Below are 16,874 nucleotides of genomic sequence, written 5' to 3'. Positions count from 1 at the left end.
AATACGGACTAAATAGAAAATCAGCGATGATTTTTACTAGTAGGTAAGAAGCTAGCAATTGAATATACACGTCTTGAGTTTGTAAACGTAATTTGGTTTGCGTTACAGATTCTGAAATTGCCATTTTAAAGAATGATTATTTTTTTAGTATAATCTTTTTTGAAATTATTGAATTACCCATTGAGATTCTAATGAAGTATAACCCATTTTGCAATGTTGGGTTAAGCGTAATAGTTTCATCTGTTGTTAAGTTTAGATCGGCAGATTGAACTATCTCTCCCTGTAAATTAATTATTTTGATATGGGATAAAGTCTGAGTTAAACTTGTAGACACTTTTACTTTACCACTTGTAATCGTTGGATATAATAATATTTTATTACTTTTAGAATTCTCATTTATAGACAAATTTTCATCAACTTTTTTCAGTATTATAGATTGGGTTCCAACGGCATAAATTGAGTTTTCAATCATTTCAACTGCGTATAAAATATTATTAGTTCCACTTGATTCTTTCTCCCAAGTCTCTCCTCCATCAATTGTTTTGCTAATTGTACCTAAATGACCAGTTGCATACCCATGATTGTCATCTATAAAGTCAATAGAGCACAAGTCCCAAGGTGTTTTGCTACTTGTTAATTGCCAATTTTCCCCATGGTCGATGGTTCTAGATAATGCACCTCTTTCTCCTACAACTACACCATTACTTTTATTGGAGAAGTGGACAGAGGAAAGAGGTCCATTAGTTCCTGTCCATAATGACACCCAATCTTGACCTCCATTAGTAGTTTTTCGAAGGCTATCAGACCCGCCACTACTATAAACAGCGAGATAAATAATGTTTGAATCAATAATATGAACATCATTTATATCTGCACCGAAGCTGGGTTTCGTTAGATCCACCCAATTCTCTCCTCCATTACTAGTTTTTAATATTGTGCCTTTTGCACCAACAGCAAAACCTATATTTGAGTTTAAAAAACTCACACAGTATAAGTATTCATCTGTTTCTATTTCCTGGTCTACCCAGTTTAACCCTCCATCTGTTGTTTTTTTCAACATACCCAATGCTCCTGCAATATAGCCTGTATTAGCATCTATAAAATGTACAGAAAAAATATAAGTTGGGGTGCTAAGTGATATATCTTCCCAAGTTTCACCATCAGTAGTTTTTAATATTTTACCATTCTCCCCAACAGCATAACCTACGTTTTCGGATACAAAAGATACCTATCTTAATCGACTGCCAAGAGGCACTTCATTTTGAATTTCCCATTCTTGGGTAAATGCAGAAATACCGCTTAAAAAAAGTAGGATAAATAGTTTTGTCTTTTTCATCGTTATATATTTTCATTTTATATTTGCTAGCAATCAAGATATGGTTCCGTTTTAATGAACTATATCATCCGATAAGCGAAGTTAGCGGAAAAATTCTACAAAGTCAAGTTGAAAATAACTAAAAAAGACCACTAAACAGTGGCCTTTTTCAATACTATAATAATTCTAAAAATTAATCTCTCAACACATGAATCACACCCGTAATGGTATGCGGATTGCCTTGGCGGTCTTCATAGCTACCGCTAAAGTTAATGTCGATATATTCACCAACATTGCCTAGGGCGGTTACATTGTACATGATGTTATTATTGTTTTCGGAAATGGAGATACACTCGCCAATAAAGATACCGGTGTCGTTCATATCTTGAAAATCCAGGGTGTCATATGTGCCAGTGTGTGGGGCATCGTCTAAGGTTCCAAATAGATAGAAACAACCGTTATTGGTGCCACTTTCTGTTTGTCCAGAAATGTTTAAGCTATTGTCACTATTGCCTCCTGTAGCCATAAAGCTGGCTTGGATATTAGTAGTAATTAATAACTCTTCAGTATCATCAACGGTGTACTGTATAAATTCGGATACAGCATCACAGGCCAATAGGTTGCCTAAATTTGTGGCTTCGGTATCGAAGGTATAATTAATAGCACCTGTGGTTTGCAAATTATCGGTATCGATTGCTTCGATGGTAAAACTGTCGGAGGTAGCACAACGTAGCAAATTGATTTCAAAAGCACCATCGGTAACGCTATCATAAAAAGTTTGATCGCCATAAGTTAATACCACATATCCGTTGGTAATTGGTGTTTCATTACAATCGGCAAAGGTGCCAATCACCGTTTCACTGATAATATTGGTGTCTTCCTGGACTACTACAGTGATGTTGTCATCGGCGTTGTAAGGGCCAATCATGGAGGTGTAAATCACATTTGAACCACAAACTGCAAAATCATAAACATTAATTTCCAGAGTTTCACCGCTGGGGACTAATCCGCAAACTTCACCTAATTCATTGGTGTAACCGCTACGGGTTCCAAATGTAGTACTGGTAATGGTAACTCTGGTATTGGCATAGGCCGTTTCATCGCTATTCATTACGGTAACGCAAAGGTTGATGGCTTCGGCCGGAATATCACAGTTCCAGAACGAAAAGTGTTTCACCGTTCCGATATAATTGCTGCCCACCAAATTTGCTTCGCCTTCTTCGATCCAGTAGCCTTTATCCTCATCAAAATACCAAAGCGGGATGGTGCTTGGAGCCATAGACAACAAACTTGCATCCACCGGAATTTTGATTTCTGCTGAACTATTTTCTCCTAAATTCAAATCCTCGCCACCGGTTCCTCGCAGTTCCACGGCAAGCATCCCTAAGGTTTGCAACATGCGCTCTTCATTGGATGCGTTTGCAGCATAAAGCATACCTGGCATTTGCATGTTCACATTCTCGTCTGTAGGGTCGAGGTGATGAATGATGACATCTAAATTTCCAGAGTAGGGCGTACCATCGGCTTTAATGTAATCTCCTTTTAAACTTACGGAAGCACCATTCGGGATGGCAATAGTTTCTTCTGTGCCACTGGACGTTGTGCCCGCAACGGTTTCGGCTAAAAGCATAATGCTTACTTTGTTCACGCCATTGGTTGGTACCAAAGCACGCGAGCCGTGAATGTATCCGGTTTTTTCAGCTTTGACGTAAGCAAAGCGTTGGTTCACTTGGGCATCCTCGATGCTAAACACACCATTTTCATCGGTTTGCACTTGGTTTGCACCAATGGTAATGGTTACATTTTCTAAAGGACTGCCGTTGGTGTCCACAACATTCCCCAGGAATGATCTTGTAATTTCACTGCCAAAATTTTCACTGAAATTGGTCTGTTCGTTGTTTTGCTGGTCGTCACCAGAAACGTTGTCTTTGTCGCAGGACAAAACCGTCCCCAAAAGACAAAGGGCAAACAATAGTTTAAGTTTCATAATCATGATTATTTGTAGGTTAAACAATTTGGGTGATGACTGCTATAGCAGTCATCTGCTAATATAACAGTTTACATCGATAAATTCCTACCCTCTAGGCCGATAAAAAATAAAAAATCCTTTGGGCGTCGTTGCTCAAAGGATTTTTTTCGAAGTATTATAACGGTGGATTATAGGTTAAATGCGTCTTTAACTTTGTCCACATAATCTAGCTTTTCCCAAGTAAACAGTTCCACGTCCACGGTTACATTCGCTCCATTGGCTTGACTAAACGTTTTGGTTACTGTTCTGTTGGTGCGCCCCATGTGTCCGTATGCTGCTGTTTCACTATACATTGGAGAGCGCAATTTTAAGCGCGTTTCAATAGCATAAGGTCGCATATCAAAAATTTCGGAAACCTTTTTAGCAATTTCGCCATCAGTAGCATCCACTTTTGAGGTGCCATATGTATCGATAAAAATACCCATAGGTTCTACAACACCAATCGCGTAGCTAACTTGAACCAAAATTTCATCAGCTACACCAGCGGCCACCAAATTTTTCGCAATATGACGCGTGGCATAAGCGGCACTTCTATCTACTTTACTTGGGTCTTTACCTGAAAATGCACCACCACCATGTGCCCCCTTACCTCCATAGGTGTCCACAATAATTTTTCGGCCTGTTAGGCCTGTGTCGCCATGTGGCCCGCCAATAACAAATTTTCCAGTTGGGTTAATGTGATAGACAATATCCGTGTTAAATAACTTTTGGATGTGCGCTGGCAGTTTGGCCACCACTCTTGGGATTAAGATATTTATAATATCCTCCCTGATTTTTGCTAGCATCGTGTCGTCATCCGCAAATTCATCATGCTGGGTGGATACCACGATAGCATCAATAAGCTGAGGCACGTTGTCATCACTATATTCAATAGTTACTTGACTTTTGGAATCCGGGCGCAAATAGGTAATGTCCTTGTTTTCGCGTCGTAAGGCAGCAAGTTCAATTAAAATACGATGCGATAAATCCAAAGCCAGAGGCATATAGTTTTCGGTTTCGTTGGTGGCGTAACCAAACATCATCCCTTGATCACCAGCACCTTGTTCCTCTTTAGAGGCACGATCAACACCTTGGTTTATCTCTGGAGATTGGGGATGAATTGCTGAAAACACACCACAGGAATTGCCGTCAAACATGTATTCTCCTTTCGTATAGCCAATCTTGTTGATGGTGTCTCGAGCTATCTTTTGAACATCCAAATAGGTCTTGGATTTTACTTCTCCCGCAAGCACTACCTGACCAGTAGTAACCAAGGTTTCACAAGCTACTTTTGAATTCTCATCAAAGGCTAAAAAGTTGTCGATTAGTGCATCGCTAATTTGGTCAGCGACTTTGTCTGGATGTCCCTCAGAAACACTTTCCGAAGTAAATAAATATGGCATATTACTATAATTAAAGAAGCAAGATTTGACGGAAAACGTCTCAGGAGTTTACACTGCCTTTAGCATTTTTTCTACATCTTTTAAGATAAGATGTAAGAGGTTGCAATCAGTCAAATCTTTCCTCTGTGATTTATGAGGTGCAAAAGTAAAAAAATTAAAGAAAAAGAATGGGGATTTTAGTTTTTTTCATATTGAAATTAGGTCAATTCATTTTATTTCCAAATATTTGTTATTCTCAAATGAAAAAACAAGTTTTAAATATCATTTCTATTATTGTGATTGTGATTATTTCACATTGATAGGAAGTGCTATTTAATACGAGAAAAAATATACAAGCCTTCCTAATTTATTGGGAAGGTTTTTTTTACGACTTTTTTTTCATTTGAACATCATAAAAAATTGAGTTTAATTAACTGTAAATCAATTGTTTGTTAAAATTTTTAATGCAGTGAATTTAACCTGTTAAAATGAGAAGGGATTCAAGGAACGGCATAAAGAAGTATTTTCGTTTCTTGAATTAAAGGATTATTGTTAAAATTCTTAATGAAATAGAAATATTCGCAACTAAATCAACTATAACCTAAAACTATTTTCAATAAAAATGAAGGAACTAAACAAATATAGCAAAAGACTGACCCAGGATGAATCTCAGCCGGCGTCGCAGGCCATGTTGTATGCGGCAGGCTTGACCGATGAAGATATGAAAAAAGCGCAAGTGGGCATTGCTAGCACGGGTTATGATGGCAACCCCTGCAACATGCATTTGAACGGTCTTGCGGCAGAGGTGAAAACGGAATGCAATATTGCTGGTTTAGTTGGTTTGGGGTTTAATACTATTGGCGTAAGCGATGGTATTTCGATGGGAACCTCAGGGATGAATTATTCCTTGGCATCACGTGATTTAATTGCGGATTCCATTGAAACTGTGATGCAAGCGCAAAGCTATGATGCGCTAATTCCGGTAGTGGGTTGCGATAAAAATATGCCAGGTGCCGTAATCGCGATGTTACGGTTAAACCGACCTTCCATTATGATGTATGGGGGTACCATTAAGTCTGGAAACTACAAGGGTAAAAAATTGAATGTGGTTTCCGCTTTTGAAGCTTTAGGACAGAAAGTTGCCGGTGAAATAGATGAAGAGGAATACAGGGAAATTATCAAGCGGTCTATCCCAGGAGCTGGAGCTTGTGGAGGGATGTACACTGCAAATACGATGGCATCAGCCATTGAGGCCATGGGATTTGCCTTGCCATATAACTCCTCCATTCCTGCTGAAAATCCCAATAAGCTATCGGAAGCAGAAAGATATGCAAGGGCCATCAAAAACCTGTTGGAACGGGATTTAAAGCCTATGGATATCATCACTAAAAAGTCCTTGGAAAATGCTGTTACCGTGGTGAATGCCCTTGGGGGTTCTACCAATGCGGTGCTCCACTTTTTGGCCATCGCCTTTGCTGCTGATATCGATTTTACGCTGGAGGATTTTCAGCGTGTAAGTGATAGAACACCTTTAATAGGCGATTTAAAACCAAGCGGTAAATATTTGATGGAGGACGTACATGGCGTTGGAGGCATACCTGCCGTGATGAAATATTTGTTGGAAAAAGGCTATATGCATGGCGATTGTTTAACCGTTACCGGGAAAACTTTAGCTGAGAATTTAGCTGACGTAGAACCACTGGAATTTGAAGACGACCAAGATGTCATTTATCCAGCGGACAAGGCTTTAAAACCTTCGGGTAATTTACAGATTTTATACGGGAATTTAGCAACTGAAGGTGCTGTGGCAAAAATCTCTGGAAATGAAGGCTTGGTTTTTGAAGGAAAAGCTGTCGTTTACAATAGCGAGCAAGAGGCAAATACAGGGATAAGCAATGGCGATGTGGAGAAAGGGGATGTTGTCGTTATCCGTTATGTCGGCCCTAAGGGCGGACCGGGAATGCCAGAGATGTTGAAGCCCACCTCTATGATTATGGGTGCCGGTTTGGGTAAATCAGTAGCATTAATTACAGATGGACGTTTCTCTGGAGGTACCCACGGATTTGTGGTGGGACACATCACCCCCGAAGCACAGTCTGGAGGTGCTATTGCATTAGTAAAAACTGGGGATCGAATCAGGATTAGTGCGGAAGACAATTCAATTAACGTTCTATTGTCAGAGGAGGAATTGGCTAAAAGAAAAGCAGCGTGGGTAGAACCACCATTAAAACATAAAAAAGGAATACTTTATAAGTTTGCAAAATCGGTTGCTTCAGCTTCCAAAGGCTGTGTAACGGATGCATTCTAAATTTCTGCGAATGTAGAAATCTCATAAATTTAAGTGGGGATTATGAATACAGAAACCATAAAAAAAGAAGAAAATAAATCGGCAAAAACAGAACGTATCACAGGTTGTGAGGCTATTATCAAATGTTTGATTGCCGAAGGCGTTGATATCCTTTACGGTTATCCCGGAGGGGCGATAATGCCGGTTTATGACGAGTTGTACAAATACCAAGGGCAAATTCATCACGTGCTGACACGCCACGAACAAGGCGCGGCCCATGCCGCCCAGGGCTATGCCAGGATTTCTGGAAGAGTGGGCGTAGCTATGGCGACTTCCGGTCCTGGGGCAACCAATTTGGTTACTGGCATTGCCGATGCACAAATCGATTCTACACCATTGGTGTGCATTACTGGGCAGGTGCCCTCACACTTGTTGGGAAGCGATGCGTTTCAGGAAACGGACATTGTGGGTATTTCAACTCCTGTAACAAAATGGAATGCTCAGGTCACAAAAGCTTCAGAAATCCCTGAAGTAATGGCAAAAGCCTTTTACATAGCCAAAAGCGGTAGGCCAGGACCAGTACTTATTGATATTACGAAAGATGCCCAATTTGAGGAATTCGATTTTAAATATGAGAAGTGTACGGCGGTAAGAAGCTACAACCCTACCCCGAAAACGGATATAAATGCTGTAAAGGAGGCAGCCGAAATCATCAATAATGCAAAGAAACCTATGATTGTTTGGGGGCAAGGCGTTATTTTGGGTAAAGCCGAAGAAGAGCTAAAAGCGGTTGTTGAAAAATCAGGCGTTCCGGCAGCATGGACAATTTTGGGGGCTTCGGCAATTCCTACATCGCATCCGTTAAATGTGGGAATGGTGGGCATGCACGGTAACTATGGGCCAAATAAATTGACGAATGAGTGTGATGTGCTCATTGCTATTGGGATGCGTTTTGACGACCGTGTTACTGGTGATTTAAATACTTACGCAAAACAGGCTAAGATAATTCATTTTGATATTGACCCAGCCGAAATCAACAAGAATGTAAAAGTTGATCTGGCAGTTTTGGGAGATTCAAAAGAGAGTTTGGCCATGTTGCTTAATGAACTAAAAGAGAACTCCCATGACGAATGGCTCCAGGAATTTAAGGATTTGTATGCCATTGAATACGAAGCCGTCATCAAAAATGATTTATTACCTGAGAAGGAAGGCCTTACCATGGGTGAGGTTTTAAAGGAAATCAATAATTGTACTAATGGTGATGCGGCCATTGTTTCGGATGTTGGGCAACATCAGATGATTGCGTGCCGTTATGCAGAGTTCAATAAGTCTAAAAGTAATATCACATCAGGTGGTTTGGGTACAATGGGCTTTGCTTTGCCGGCGGCGATTGGTGCAAAAATGGCAGAACCAAGTCGAGAGGTTGTTGCCATTATTGGCGATGGTGGTTACCAAATGAACATTCAGGAACTTGGAACAATTTTCCAACAGAAGGTGCCTGTTAAGATAGTGGTGTTAAACAACGAATTTTTAGGAATGGTACGTCAGTGGCAACAGTTGTTTTTTGACAAACGCTATGCCTCTACTGAAATGACCAACCCCGATTTTGTAACTATTGCTAAAGGTTATCATATTGATGCCAAGCGCGTTACAAAGCGAGAAGAGCTAGCCGATGCTGTTAAGGAAATGATTGAATCTGATGCATCATACTTCTTGGAAGTTTGTGTGGAAAAAGAAGATAATGTATTCCCAATGATTCCTTCGGGAGCCTCGGTTTCAGACATTAGGCTAAGTTAAGTCAGTATTTAAAAAGATTACAATGAGTCAAGACATTAAAACATTCACAATATCGGTTTACACTGAAAATAATATCGGACTACTTAATCGTATTTCGGCTATTTTTCAACGTAGGCATATCAATATCGAAAGTTTAACCACATCGCAATCTGAAATTAAAGACGTCAATCGTTTTGTAATTGTGGTAAAAATTACTGAAGACCAAGCCATTAAAGTGGTACGTCAGATTGAAAAGCAAGTAGAAACTATTCGGGCGTATTATCATACGAATGAAGAAACCATTTTTACTGAAAACTGCATGTTCAAGATAAGGAGTGAATTGCTTTTTGAAGAACCGCAAATTCAAAATATTATAAAAGACAGTGAATCAAGGATCGTTACTGTTAATCGTGAATTTTTTGTATTGGAAAGTACTGGAAGACGTCATGAAATTGAAAAGTTAAGAGAGAAATTGGATGCCTTTGGTATCATGCAATTTGTGCGTTCGGGGCGTATTGCCGTTACCAAGGATGAAATGAAAGTTTCTGAAATACTAGAAGAATTTAGAAATCAATAACAAATCAAAATTAAATAAAAGCATCTCAAAAATTAAAGATGCGAACAGACTATTAAATTAATAAATAACAATGGAAAATTATTTTAACACACTTACATTAGCTGGGAAATTAAACCAATTGTCTAAATGTAGATTTATGGATGCCTCGGAATTTGCTGACGGTGTAAATGCATTAAAAGGCAAAAAAATTGTGATTGTAGGTTGCGGAGCCCAAGGGTTGAACCAAGGATTGAACATGAGGGATTCCGGATTGGATATTTCATATACTTTGCGTGAGGTCGCCATAAAAGAAAAGCGTGCATCTTACGTAAACGCTACTGAAAACGGATTCAAAGTGGGGACTTACGAAGAGTTGATCCCAACGGCTGATTTAGTGTTAAATCTTACTCCAGACAAGCAGCACACCAATGTGGTGAATGCCGTAATGCCTTTAATGAAAAAAGGAGCTACCTTATCTTATTCCCACGGTTTCAATATTGTAGAAGAAGGAATGAAAGTACGCGAAGATATCACTGTAATCATGTGTGCTCCAAAGTCACCAGGTTCTGAGGTGCGTGAGGAGTACAAAAGAGGATTCGGTGTACCTACATTGATTGCAGTTCACCCTGAAAACGACCCTGAAGCAAAAGGTTTGGCACAAGCAAAAGCTTACGCAGTGGCAACTGGTGGCGACAGAGCAGGTGTTTTAGAATCGTCTTTCGTAGCTGAGGTAAAATCGGATTTAATGGGAGAGCAAACCATACTTTGTGGATTGTTGCAAACCGGTTCTATCCTTTGTTTTGATAAAATGATTGAAAAAGGTATCGATCCAGGATATGCTTCAAAATTAATCCAATATGGTTGGGAAACCGTAACAGAAGGTTTAAAATATGGTGGAGTTACAAACATGATGGACAGATTGTCCAACCCTGCAAAAATCAAAGCTTTCGAATTGTCCGAAGAGTTGAAGGACATCATGCGTCCATTGTTCCAAAAGCACATGGACGACATTATGGAAGGTGTGTTCTCAAGTACGATGATGGCTGATTGGGCTAATAATGATGCTAATTTGTTAGGTTGGAGAGCTGAAACTGCCGAAACCGCTTTTGAAAAAACGCCAGCAGGTGATGTTGAAATTTCAGAGCAGGAATACTATGATAATGGTGTATTGATGGTAGCATTGGTAAGAGCAGGTGTGGAATTAGCTTTTGAGGCTATGATTGAATCAGGAATTATCGATGAATCTGCTTATTACGAATCTTTACACGAAACACCATTAATTGCAAACACTATCGCTAGAAAGAAATTATATGAAATGAACCGTGTGATTTCAGATACTGCGGAGTACGGTTGTTACTTGTTCGACCACGCGTGTAAGCCTTTATTGAAAGACTTCATGAAGGGTATTGATGTAGATGTTATTGGAAAGCCTTATGCCAAGGACAACGGTGAAGGCGTGGATAATGCTAAGTTAATTGAAATTAATGCGGCTTTAAGAAATCACCCAGTTGAAAAAATCGGTACATTCTTAAGAGAGTCCATGACCGCCATGAAGCCAATCGTTTAAGCTAAACTAAACTATATGGCACATTGAAAAATGTTGCGAAATCCCCACGTGAATTCACATGGGGATTTTTTTATGCATAAATTTTTAAAGATGTGTTTAAGGGTATCTCAAAATATTAATTTGCGTAACTTGCAGTTAAAATTGTCCATCAGTTTTCAAGGTTGAAAAGTTTCGGTTTATATCATGCACAGTACCACCTATTTTCCAAATATTAGCGATATCAAAACAGCGGCTGTTACCATTCAAAATATTTCGGAGGTGACGCCTTTGGGTAAAAGCTTAAGATTCTCCAAACAGTACGGTGCAAACGTGTTTTTGAAACGAGAAGATTTGCAACAGGTACGCTCTTATAAGATCCGTGGAGCATATAATAAAATCAGCTCTTTGTCTGCTGAAGAAGCAAAAAAAGGAGTGGTATGCGCCAGCGCAGGGAATCACGCCCAAGGTGTAGCTCTGTCGTGCAAGTTGCTTCAAATTGAAGGTACTATTTTTATGCCAACACCTACCCCTAAACAAAAGGTAGAACAGGTGGAAATGTTTGGTGAGGATTTTATTAAAATAAAGCTGGTTGGAGATACTTTTGATGATGCCTTTTACGCTGCTAAAGAAGAATGCGAGCGACTCAACAAAACATTTATACACCCGTTTGACGATCATAAAGTCATTGAAGGACAGGCTACAATTGGCCTGGAGATTTTGGAGCAGTCCAAGGATCAGATAGATTATTTGTTCATGCCTATTGGTGGCGGTGGACTGGCTGCCGGGGTTTCAACGGTATTTAAGAAATTGTCTCCAAAAACAAAGATTGTTGGGGTAGAACCGGAAGGAGCGCCTTCTATGGTCACATCGCTTAAGAACAACAAAAACACCACACTTGAAAAGATAGACAAGTTCGTGGACGGTGCTGCGGTTAAACGTGTTGGAGATTTAACGTTTCCGATTTGTCAACAGAATCTTGACGATGTTATCACGATGCCAGAAGGAAAGATTTGCCAAACCATTTTGGAGATGTACAACCGGGATGCCATTGTAGTTGAGCCTGCCGGGGCTTTAAGTTTGGCCGCTTTGGATTTTTATGCCGATAAGATCAAAGGCAAAAACGTGGTATGCATCGTTAGCGGTAGCAATAACGACATCACCCGAACCCCTGAAATTAAAGAAAGAGCATTGCTCTATAAAAACCTGAAGCACTACTTTATTGTAAAATTTCCCCAACGGGCCGGAGCGTTAAAGGAATTTGTGGTGGATATTTTAGGCCCAAATGATGATATCACCCATTTTGAATATACAAAAAAAACCAACCGTGAGAATGGCGCAGCGGTGGTTGGTATTGAACTGAAATCTTCTGCAGATTTGGAGCCACTGATTACCAAAATGAAAGAGCGAAACTTTTATGGGGATTATCTCAACAACTCTCCCGACTTGTTCCGATTTTTGGTTTGATCTATTCATCAAATTAATACATAATTTTGGTTGCGTTTGAGCGTCCCCTCTAAGAAGATGGGATCCCGATAGTTATTGGGAAGGGGTGTGTCATAAAATGGTACTCTACCATTGTAATACCCTCGCAATCGATATAGGCGATTTTCAACGTAAAATTGCTGTTAAATCCTAAGTTTTATTCTGTTTTGACGACTTCAATTAAAAGAAGTTATCCTAAATAATGGGTATCTTAGCACTCCTAAAAACTAAAACAATGAATAAAACATCAATACGTATTCCAGAAGAATTTCAAATCCAATCGTTATTGCACCAAACGACTTATTTGGTGGATGGTGAATTAAAACAATGGAATGGAGCTACTGCCGAGATTTATTCCACCATATCTTCAACAGAAAAATACAAGCCAACGTTGTTGGGCACTATTCCACAGTTGGGGGGGTATGAGGCTATGGAAGCTTTGGATTCGGCCGTAAAGGCGTATGACAATGGGCAAGGATTGTGGCCAACCATGAAGGTGGAAGATAGAATTGCCTGTATGGAAAAATTTGTGGAGCAAATGAAGGCCAAACGGGATGAGGTGGTGAAACTCTTGATGTGGGAAATTGGCAAAAACCTGCCAGACTCCCAAAAGGAATTCGACAGAACCATAGAATACATTTACGATACCATTGAAGCTTACAAGGATATAGACAGGGATTCAGCACGTTTTCAAAAACATTCGGGAGTACATGCCCATATTCGTAGAGGCCCTCTGGGTGTTGTACTGTGTTTAGGGCCTTATAATTATCCACTGAATGAAACATTTTGTTTGCTGATTCCTGCTCTGATGATGGGAAATACTACCATTTTTAAACCCGCAAAATTGGGAGTGTTGTTGATTTCACCTTTGTTGGAAGCCTTTCAAAACAGTTTCCCAAAAGGTGTGGTGAATATTGTTTACGGCCGTGGTCGTGTTTTGGCTACACCAATAATGGAATCTGGCAAGGTGGATGTTTTGGCATTGATTGGCAATAGTAAATCTGCTAACGCACTACAAAGTCAGCACCCAAAGGGCAACAGGCTCCGTATGGTGTTGGGCTTGGAGGCCAAAAACCCGGCAATTGTTTTGCCCGATGCGGATTTGGATTTGGCCGTTGAGGAATGTATCACGGGTACCTTGTCCTTTAACGGGCAACGCTGTACGGCATTGAAAGTGTTGTATGTACACGAGTCGATTGTGGAAGAATTCAACAGACGTTTTGCTTATAAAGTAGATCAATTAAAATTTGGAAACCCATGGGAGGATGGTGCAAAATTAACACCACTACCAGAAGTAGATAAGCCATCATATATTCAAGAATTGATTGACGATGCTACCAAAAAAGGCGCTCAAATTTTGAATAAAAAAGGCGGTGAAATTATTGAGAATTTTATTTTTCCAGCAGTGTTGTTTCCTGTAACTAAAGACATGCGAGTATTTGAAGAAGAGCAGTTTGGTCCAGTAATTCCCGTGGTTCCCTTTTCAGATATTGAAGAACCGCTGAATGACATGGCCGAATCCAATTACGGTCAACAGGTCAGTCTATTTGGAAAGAACGTGAATACCCTTTCCCCATTAATCGATACCTTGGTAAATTTGGTGTGTCGTGTGAATTTGAACAGCTCTTGTCAGCGAGGGCCAGATGTTTACCCATTCACGGGAAGGAAAGACTCTGCTGTTGGAACTTTAAGTGTTACCGATGCACTACGTTCGTTTTCTATCAGAACTTTCGTGGCCTCCAAGGACAACGACTACAATAATGCAATTCTAAATGAGTTGCTGGATAAGAAAACCTCCAATTTTATTAGTACGGATTATATTTTATAGGTTGTAAAAAATAAAGTGGGAATAATATTGATGAAAGGAAAAGGGTTGAATACATTTCTAAAATCATGGGTGTTATTTATTTTCCTTTTTAGCTATGGATGTGCCTTTGAGTCACAAAATAGGGAAAAGCTAGTATCCTCTTTCGAGGATAATTTTGGATTTAAACCACCTCAATCTGTTGAAAAAATAAAGCTGAAGAATTGGGGGATGTACGATACCGAGGTTCATTGGATGTCATTTACATACGATTCTGAGGTTTTTAGTAAAATAATAGCACATGACCAACCTCTTAATGTAGCTGAAAAAAATAGTTCTGAATTTCTTCACATAATTGAAGAATTGAAGAGGGACGCCCATCATCCTAAATGGATGCAAATACCAAATGAAAACACTGAATTAGTTTATTATAAACGAGATTTTTTAGACCATACTTTTAGTGAGTATTATTTATGGGTAAATAAAGAAACAAAAATGACATTTTTATATGTTCATTTTTTTGACTAAAAACAGAATCGATAACAAGTTTATTGCCTTTCACCGTATAAAACTTTACAATAATCGAGCAGTAATAATTATCTTTGTTAGGCAAAAAATCACTAAAATTATATATCAAATGAAAACCTTAAAATACCTGTTAACGGCAGTTTTTGTGACAACACTTTTATTCAATTGCGGTGGTGATAAAAAGAAAGAAGCCCCGAAGGAAAAAATAAAATTAGGTACCAAAAAAGAAGAAAAAAAAGTAGATGGCAATGTTGCCAACCTAGTCATTGCTGGGACTGATGCCATGCAATTTGATAAAAAAGAGCTAAGGGTAAAAGCAGGCCAAAAGGTAAAATTAACATTAAGGCACACTGGTAAGATGGATGTTAATGTCATGGGGCATAATGTTGTTATATTAAAACAAGGTGTGGACATTTCAGCTTTTGCTGGTAAAGCAGCTACCGCGAGAGACACAAAATACATTCCTGCTGGTGCTGAAGGCGATATTATTGCGTACACGAATATGATAGGTGGTGGCCAAACCACATCCATCGAATTTGATGCGCCTGCTCCTGGTACTTACGATTTTATCTGTAGTTTCCCTGGTCATTATGCCTTAATGAAAGGGAAGTTTATTGTTGAGCAATAGCAAGCCAATTACTGTTATTCCCCAATGGCGTATAAAATGCCGCCTAAAATATGTTGCAGGAATAATGGTTCTGAATAACTTTCATTCGTATGACCCAAGGCAGTATAAAAGGCACGACCACCAAGCGTTTCGTGGTGCCAAGCAATGGGGTGAAACTTACCATGTTTTCCGCCCCTATAACTGTCTTCATCAACGGTTAGGATTACCTTTACGTTGGAGTTCATGTTTTTAAAGTTATACCATTCGTCGAACTTTATCCAGTTTTCGCCATCCAAAAAGGCTACGGATTGATGTGTTTTATCCAAAACACTTAAAGCAGCATTTTGTTTTTCTTTTGGGTGGCCATTAAATTGGGCGCCCACCAAAGAATTGTACCATTGCCAGTTTGTCTCGGCCACAGTGGCGGCATGTATGCCTACAAAGCCTCCTCCTTTTTTGATGAATTTTTCAAACTTTTTTTGCTGTTTATCATTTAAAATATCCCCTGAAGGACTCAAAAAAACAACGGCGTCAATTTTCTTTAAGTTGGAAATCAATTCATCAGCATCTTCGGTGGCCTTAACCCTAAAGCTGTTTGTGCTGCCCAATTTTTTAATACTTTCAATGCCGGGCTCAATAGAGGTATGCCTAAACCCTGTTGTTTTAGAAAACACATATACCAATGGTTGGGATTTCTCCTGGCCATTTGCACTATTAAAATGCACCAAAAAGAGGCTTAGGAAAATAAATACGGCAAAACGTTTCATTAAGTGCACTGAAATTTAAAGTTCGAGCAATTTGATGTTCTTAAATTCTATGGGATGGCTTTCACTTTGCAGGGAAATATAACCGCCTTTTAAGGGCTGATTTTCTTTGGCTTTCCATTTATCGCCTGTGTTTACGGCACCGCCCCCAATATGGGGTTTGTGATACATCAATACTTCTTTTCCATTTATAAAATGCTTTATCATGGAATCGTTTCGTACTTCGATTTCAACATTTACCCATTGATCGCCATGATAGGTTTTGGATGAGGACTTAATGATGTGTTCTGTTACCAGAGAATCTTTGTAATATACATGTGTCCCCGGCGTACATAAATTTCCGGTGGAACGTTCATCGATGCCATTGCCCCCCAACAGTTGGACTTCAATGGATACTGGAAAGTTTTGACTTAGCCCCATGCCTTTTGGGTCTTCACAATGAATCATAATCCCGCTATTCCTCAATGCCCAAGCTTTTCCACCTGCAACTTGCTCGCCAGTAAAGCGATAATCCATCTTAAATCTGTAGTTTCTGTATGGCGTTTTGTAGAACAGATGTCCAAAGGCATTATTAAATGAATCGTAAGCTTTATACGAAACTTTTAATAGGCCATCTTCAACTATAAACGTGTTTTTGTAATTATTGCCGTATTCAAAACCCATTATTTTTGGTGTCCATCCGTCTAAATCCTCGCCATTAAAAAGGGTTATCCATTCTGGTTTTGAGATGGAATTCTCAGGTTTTTGCTTACATGATAAAGTGAAATAGAGCAATGTCGAAATAACTGTAAGTTGGATTAAAAAATCTTTCATTTTAAA

Annotated in this window: 12 protein-coding genes and 1 pseudogene; 8 read left to right on the top strand and 5 right to left on the bottom strand. The window is 39.3% G+C overall.

Going from position 1 to position 16,874, the window contains the following annotated elements:
• Window positions 1-136: 136 nt before the first annotated feature.
• The 3 genes and pseudogenes from H7U19_RS16860 to metK all read right to left on the bottom strand — a co-directional run.
• Window positions 137-1,216 (bottom strand): annotated as a pseudogene (locus H7U19_RS16860) (YCF48-related protein); the annotation flags it as partial.
• 292 nt (window positions 1,217-1,508) lie between these two features.
• Entirely contained in the window at window positions 1,509-3,302 is a 1,794-nt protein-coding gene (locus tag H7U19_RS06540; RefSeq protein WP_186560423.1) for a carboxypeptidase-like regulatory domain-containing protein, read from the bottom strand.
• Between the two features lie 170 nt (window positions 3,303-3,472).
• Entirely contained in the window at window positions 3,473-4,726 is a 1,254-nt protein-coding gene (gene metK, locus H7U19_RS06535; RefSeq protein WP_186560421.1) for a methionine adenosyltransferase, read from the bottom strand.
• Between the two features lie 601 nt (window positions 4,727-5,327).
• On the opposite strand from metK, the gene ilvD reads away from it, so the two are divergent.
• The 8 genes from ilvD to azu all read left to right on the top strand — a co-directional run bounded on the left by ilvD (window position 5,328) and on the right by azu (window position 15,312).
• Window positions 5,328-7,013, top strand: coding sequence for a dihydroxy-acid dehydratase (gene ilvD, locus H7U19_RS06530; RefSeq protein ID WP_186560419.1), 1,686 nt, complete (start codon window positions 5,328-5,330; stop codon window positions 7,011-7,013).
• Window positions 7,014-7,055: 42 nt separating this feature from the next.
• The gene (ilvB, locus tag H7U19_RS06525) at window positions 7,056-8,789 is read left to right on the top strand and encodes a biosynthetic-type acetolactate synthase large subunit (protein ID WP_186560417.1); all 1,734 of its coding nucleotides are present in this window, start codon (window positions 7,056-7,058) and stop codon (window positions 8,787-8,789) included.
• A 22-nt stretch (window positions 8,790-8,811) separates the two neighbouring features.
• Entirely contained in the window at window positions 8,812-9,345 is a 534-nt protein-coding gene (ilvN, locus tag H7U19_RS06520; RefSeq protein WP_186560408.1) for an acetolactate synthase small subunit, read from the top strand.
• A gap of 70 nt (window positions 9,346-9,415) precedes the next feature.
• Window positions 9,416-10,891 carry a ketol-acid reductoisomerase gene (gene ilvC / locus H7U19_RS06515; protein ID WP_186560406.1) on the top strand — a complete coding sequence of 492 codons (1,476 nt, stop codon included), beginning with the start codon at window positions 9,416-9,418 and terminating at the stop codon, window positions 10,889-10,891.
• Window positions 10,892-11,074: 183 nt separating this feature from the next.
• The gene (ilvA, locus tag H7U19_RS06510) at window positions 11,075-12,334 is read left to right on the top strand and encodes a threonine ammonia-lyase IlvA (protein ID WP_186560404.1); all 1,260 of its coding nucleotides are present in this window, start codon (window positions 11,075-11,077) and stop codon (window positions 12,332-12,334) included.
• A 253-nt stretch (window positions 12,335-12,587) separates the two neighbouring features.
• Complete coding sequence (locus H7U19_RS06505) at window positions 12,588-14,180, top strand: NADP-dependent glyceraldehyde-3-phosphate dehydrogenase (protein ID WP_186560402.1); 1,593 nt, start codon at window positions 12,588-12,590, stop codon at window positions 14,178-14,180.
• A 30-nt stretch (window positions 14,181-14,210) separates the two neighbouring features.
• Complete coding sequence (locus H7U19_RS06500) at window positions 14,211-14,684, top strand: hypothetical protein (protein WP_246454671.1); 474 nt, start codon at window positions 14,211-14,213, stop codon at window positions 14,682-14,684.
• A 109-nt stretch (window positions 14,685-14,793) separates the two neighbouring features.
• Window positions 14,794-15,312, top strand: coding sequence for an azurin (gene azu, locus H7U19_RS06495; protein WP_186560400.1), 519 nt, complete (start codon window positions 14,794-14,796; stop codon window positions 15,310-15,312).
• Between the two features lie 14 nt (window positions 15,313-15,326).
• Here the strand turns inward: azu and H7U19_RS06490 are convergent, their stop codons facing one another.
• Both H7U19_RS06490 and H7U19_RS06485 read right to left on the bottom strand, forming a co-directional pair.
• Window positions 15,327-16,058: a ThuA domain-containing protein gene (locus tag H7U19_RS06490; RefSeq protein ID WP_186560398.1), complete on the bottom strand. Its 732-nt coding sequence runs from the start codon at window positions 16,056-16,058 to the stop codon at window positions 15,327-15,329.
• A gap of 15 nt (window positions 16,059-16,073) precedes the next feature.
• Window positions 16,074-16,868 carry a 3-keto-disaccharide hydrolase gene (locus H7U19_RS06485; protein WP_186560396.1) on the bottom strand — a complete coding sequence of 265 codons (795 nt, stop codon included), beginning with the start codon at window positions 16,866-16,868 and terminating at the stop codon, window positions 16,074-16,076.
• Between the last annotated feature and the right edge of the window lie 6 nt (window positions 16,869-16,874).

Origin of the sequence: Hyunsoonleella aquatilis (genome assembly GCF_014270105.1) — a bacterium.
Lineage (GTDB): Bacteria > Bacteroidota > Bacteroidia > Flavobacteriales > Flavobacteriaceae > Jejuia > Jejuia aquatilis.
The sequence above is the reverse complement of the archived record's forward strand: the minus strand, read 5'-3'. Positions and strand labels throughout refer to the sequence as shown.

Excerpts from the sequence above, each read along its gene's own strand:
- ilvC (WP_186560406.1), top strand. The coding sequence starts at position 9,416 with ATGGAAAATTATTTTAACACACTTACATTAGCTGGGAAATTAAACCAA.
- metK (WP_186560421.1), bottom strand. The coding sequence starts at position 4,726 with ATGCCATATTTATTTACTTCGGAAAGTGTTTCTGAGGGACATCCAGAC.
- azu (WP_186560400.1), top strand. The coding sequence starts at position 14,794 with ATGAAAACCTTAAAATACCTGTTAACGGCAGTTTTTGTGACAACACTT.
- H7U19_RS06485 (WP_186560396.1), bottom strand. The coding sequence starts at position 16,868 with ATGAAAGATTTTTTAATCCAACTTACAGTTATTTCGACATTGCTCTAT.
- H7U19_RS06490 (WP_186560398.1), bottom strand. The coding sequence starts at position 16,058 with ATGAAACGTTTTGCCGTATTTATTTTCCTAAGCCTCTTTTTGGTGCAT.
- ilvN (WP_186560408.1), top strand. The coding sequence starts at position 8,812 with ATGAGTCAAGACATTAAAACATTCACAATATCGGTTTACACTGAAAAT.
- ilvB (WP_186560417.1), top strand. The coding sequence starts at position 7,056 with ATGAATACAGAAACCATAAAAAAAGAAGAAAATAAATCGGCAAAAACA.
- ilvA (WP_186560404.1), top strand. The coding sequence starts at position 11,075 with ATGCACAGTACCACCTATTTTCCAAATATTAGCGATATCAAAACAGCG.
- H7U19_RS06540 (WP_186560423.1), bottom strand. The coding sequence starts at position 3,302 with ATGAAACTTAAACTATTGTTTGCCCTTTGTCTTTTGGGGACGGTTTTG.
- H7U19_RS06505 (WP_186560402.1), top strand. The coding sequence starts at position 12,588 with ATGAATAAAACATCAATACGTATTCCAGAAGAATTTCAAATCCAATCG.
- H7U19_RS06500 (WP_246454671.1), top strand. The coding sequence starts at position 14,211 with ATGAAAGGAAAAGGGTTGAATACATTTCTAAAATCATGGGTGTTATTT.
- ilvD (WP_186560419.1), top strand. The coding sequence starts at position 5,328 with ATGAAGGAACTAAACAAATATAGCAAAAGACTGACCCAGGATGAATCT.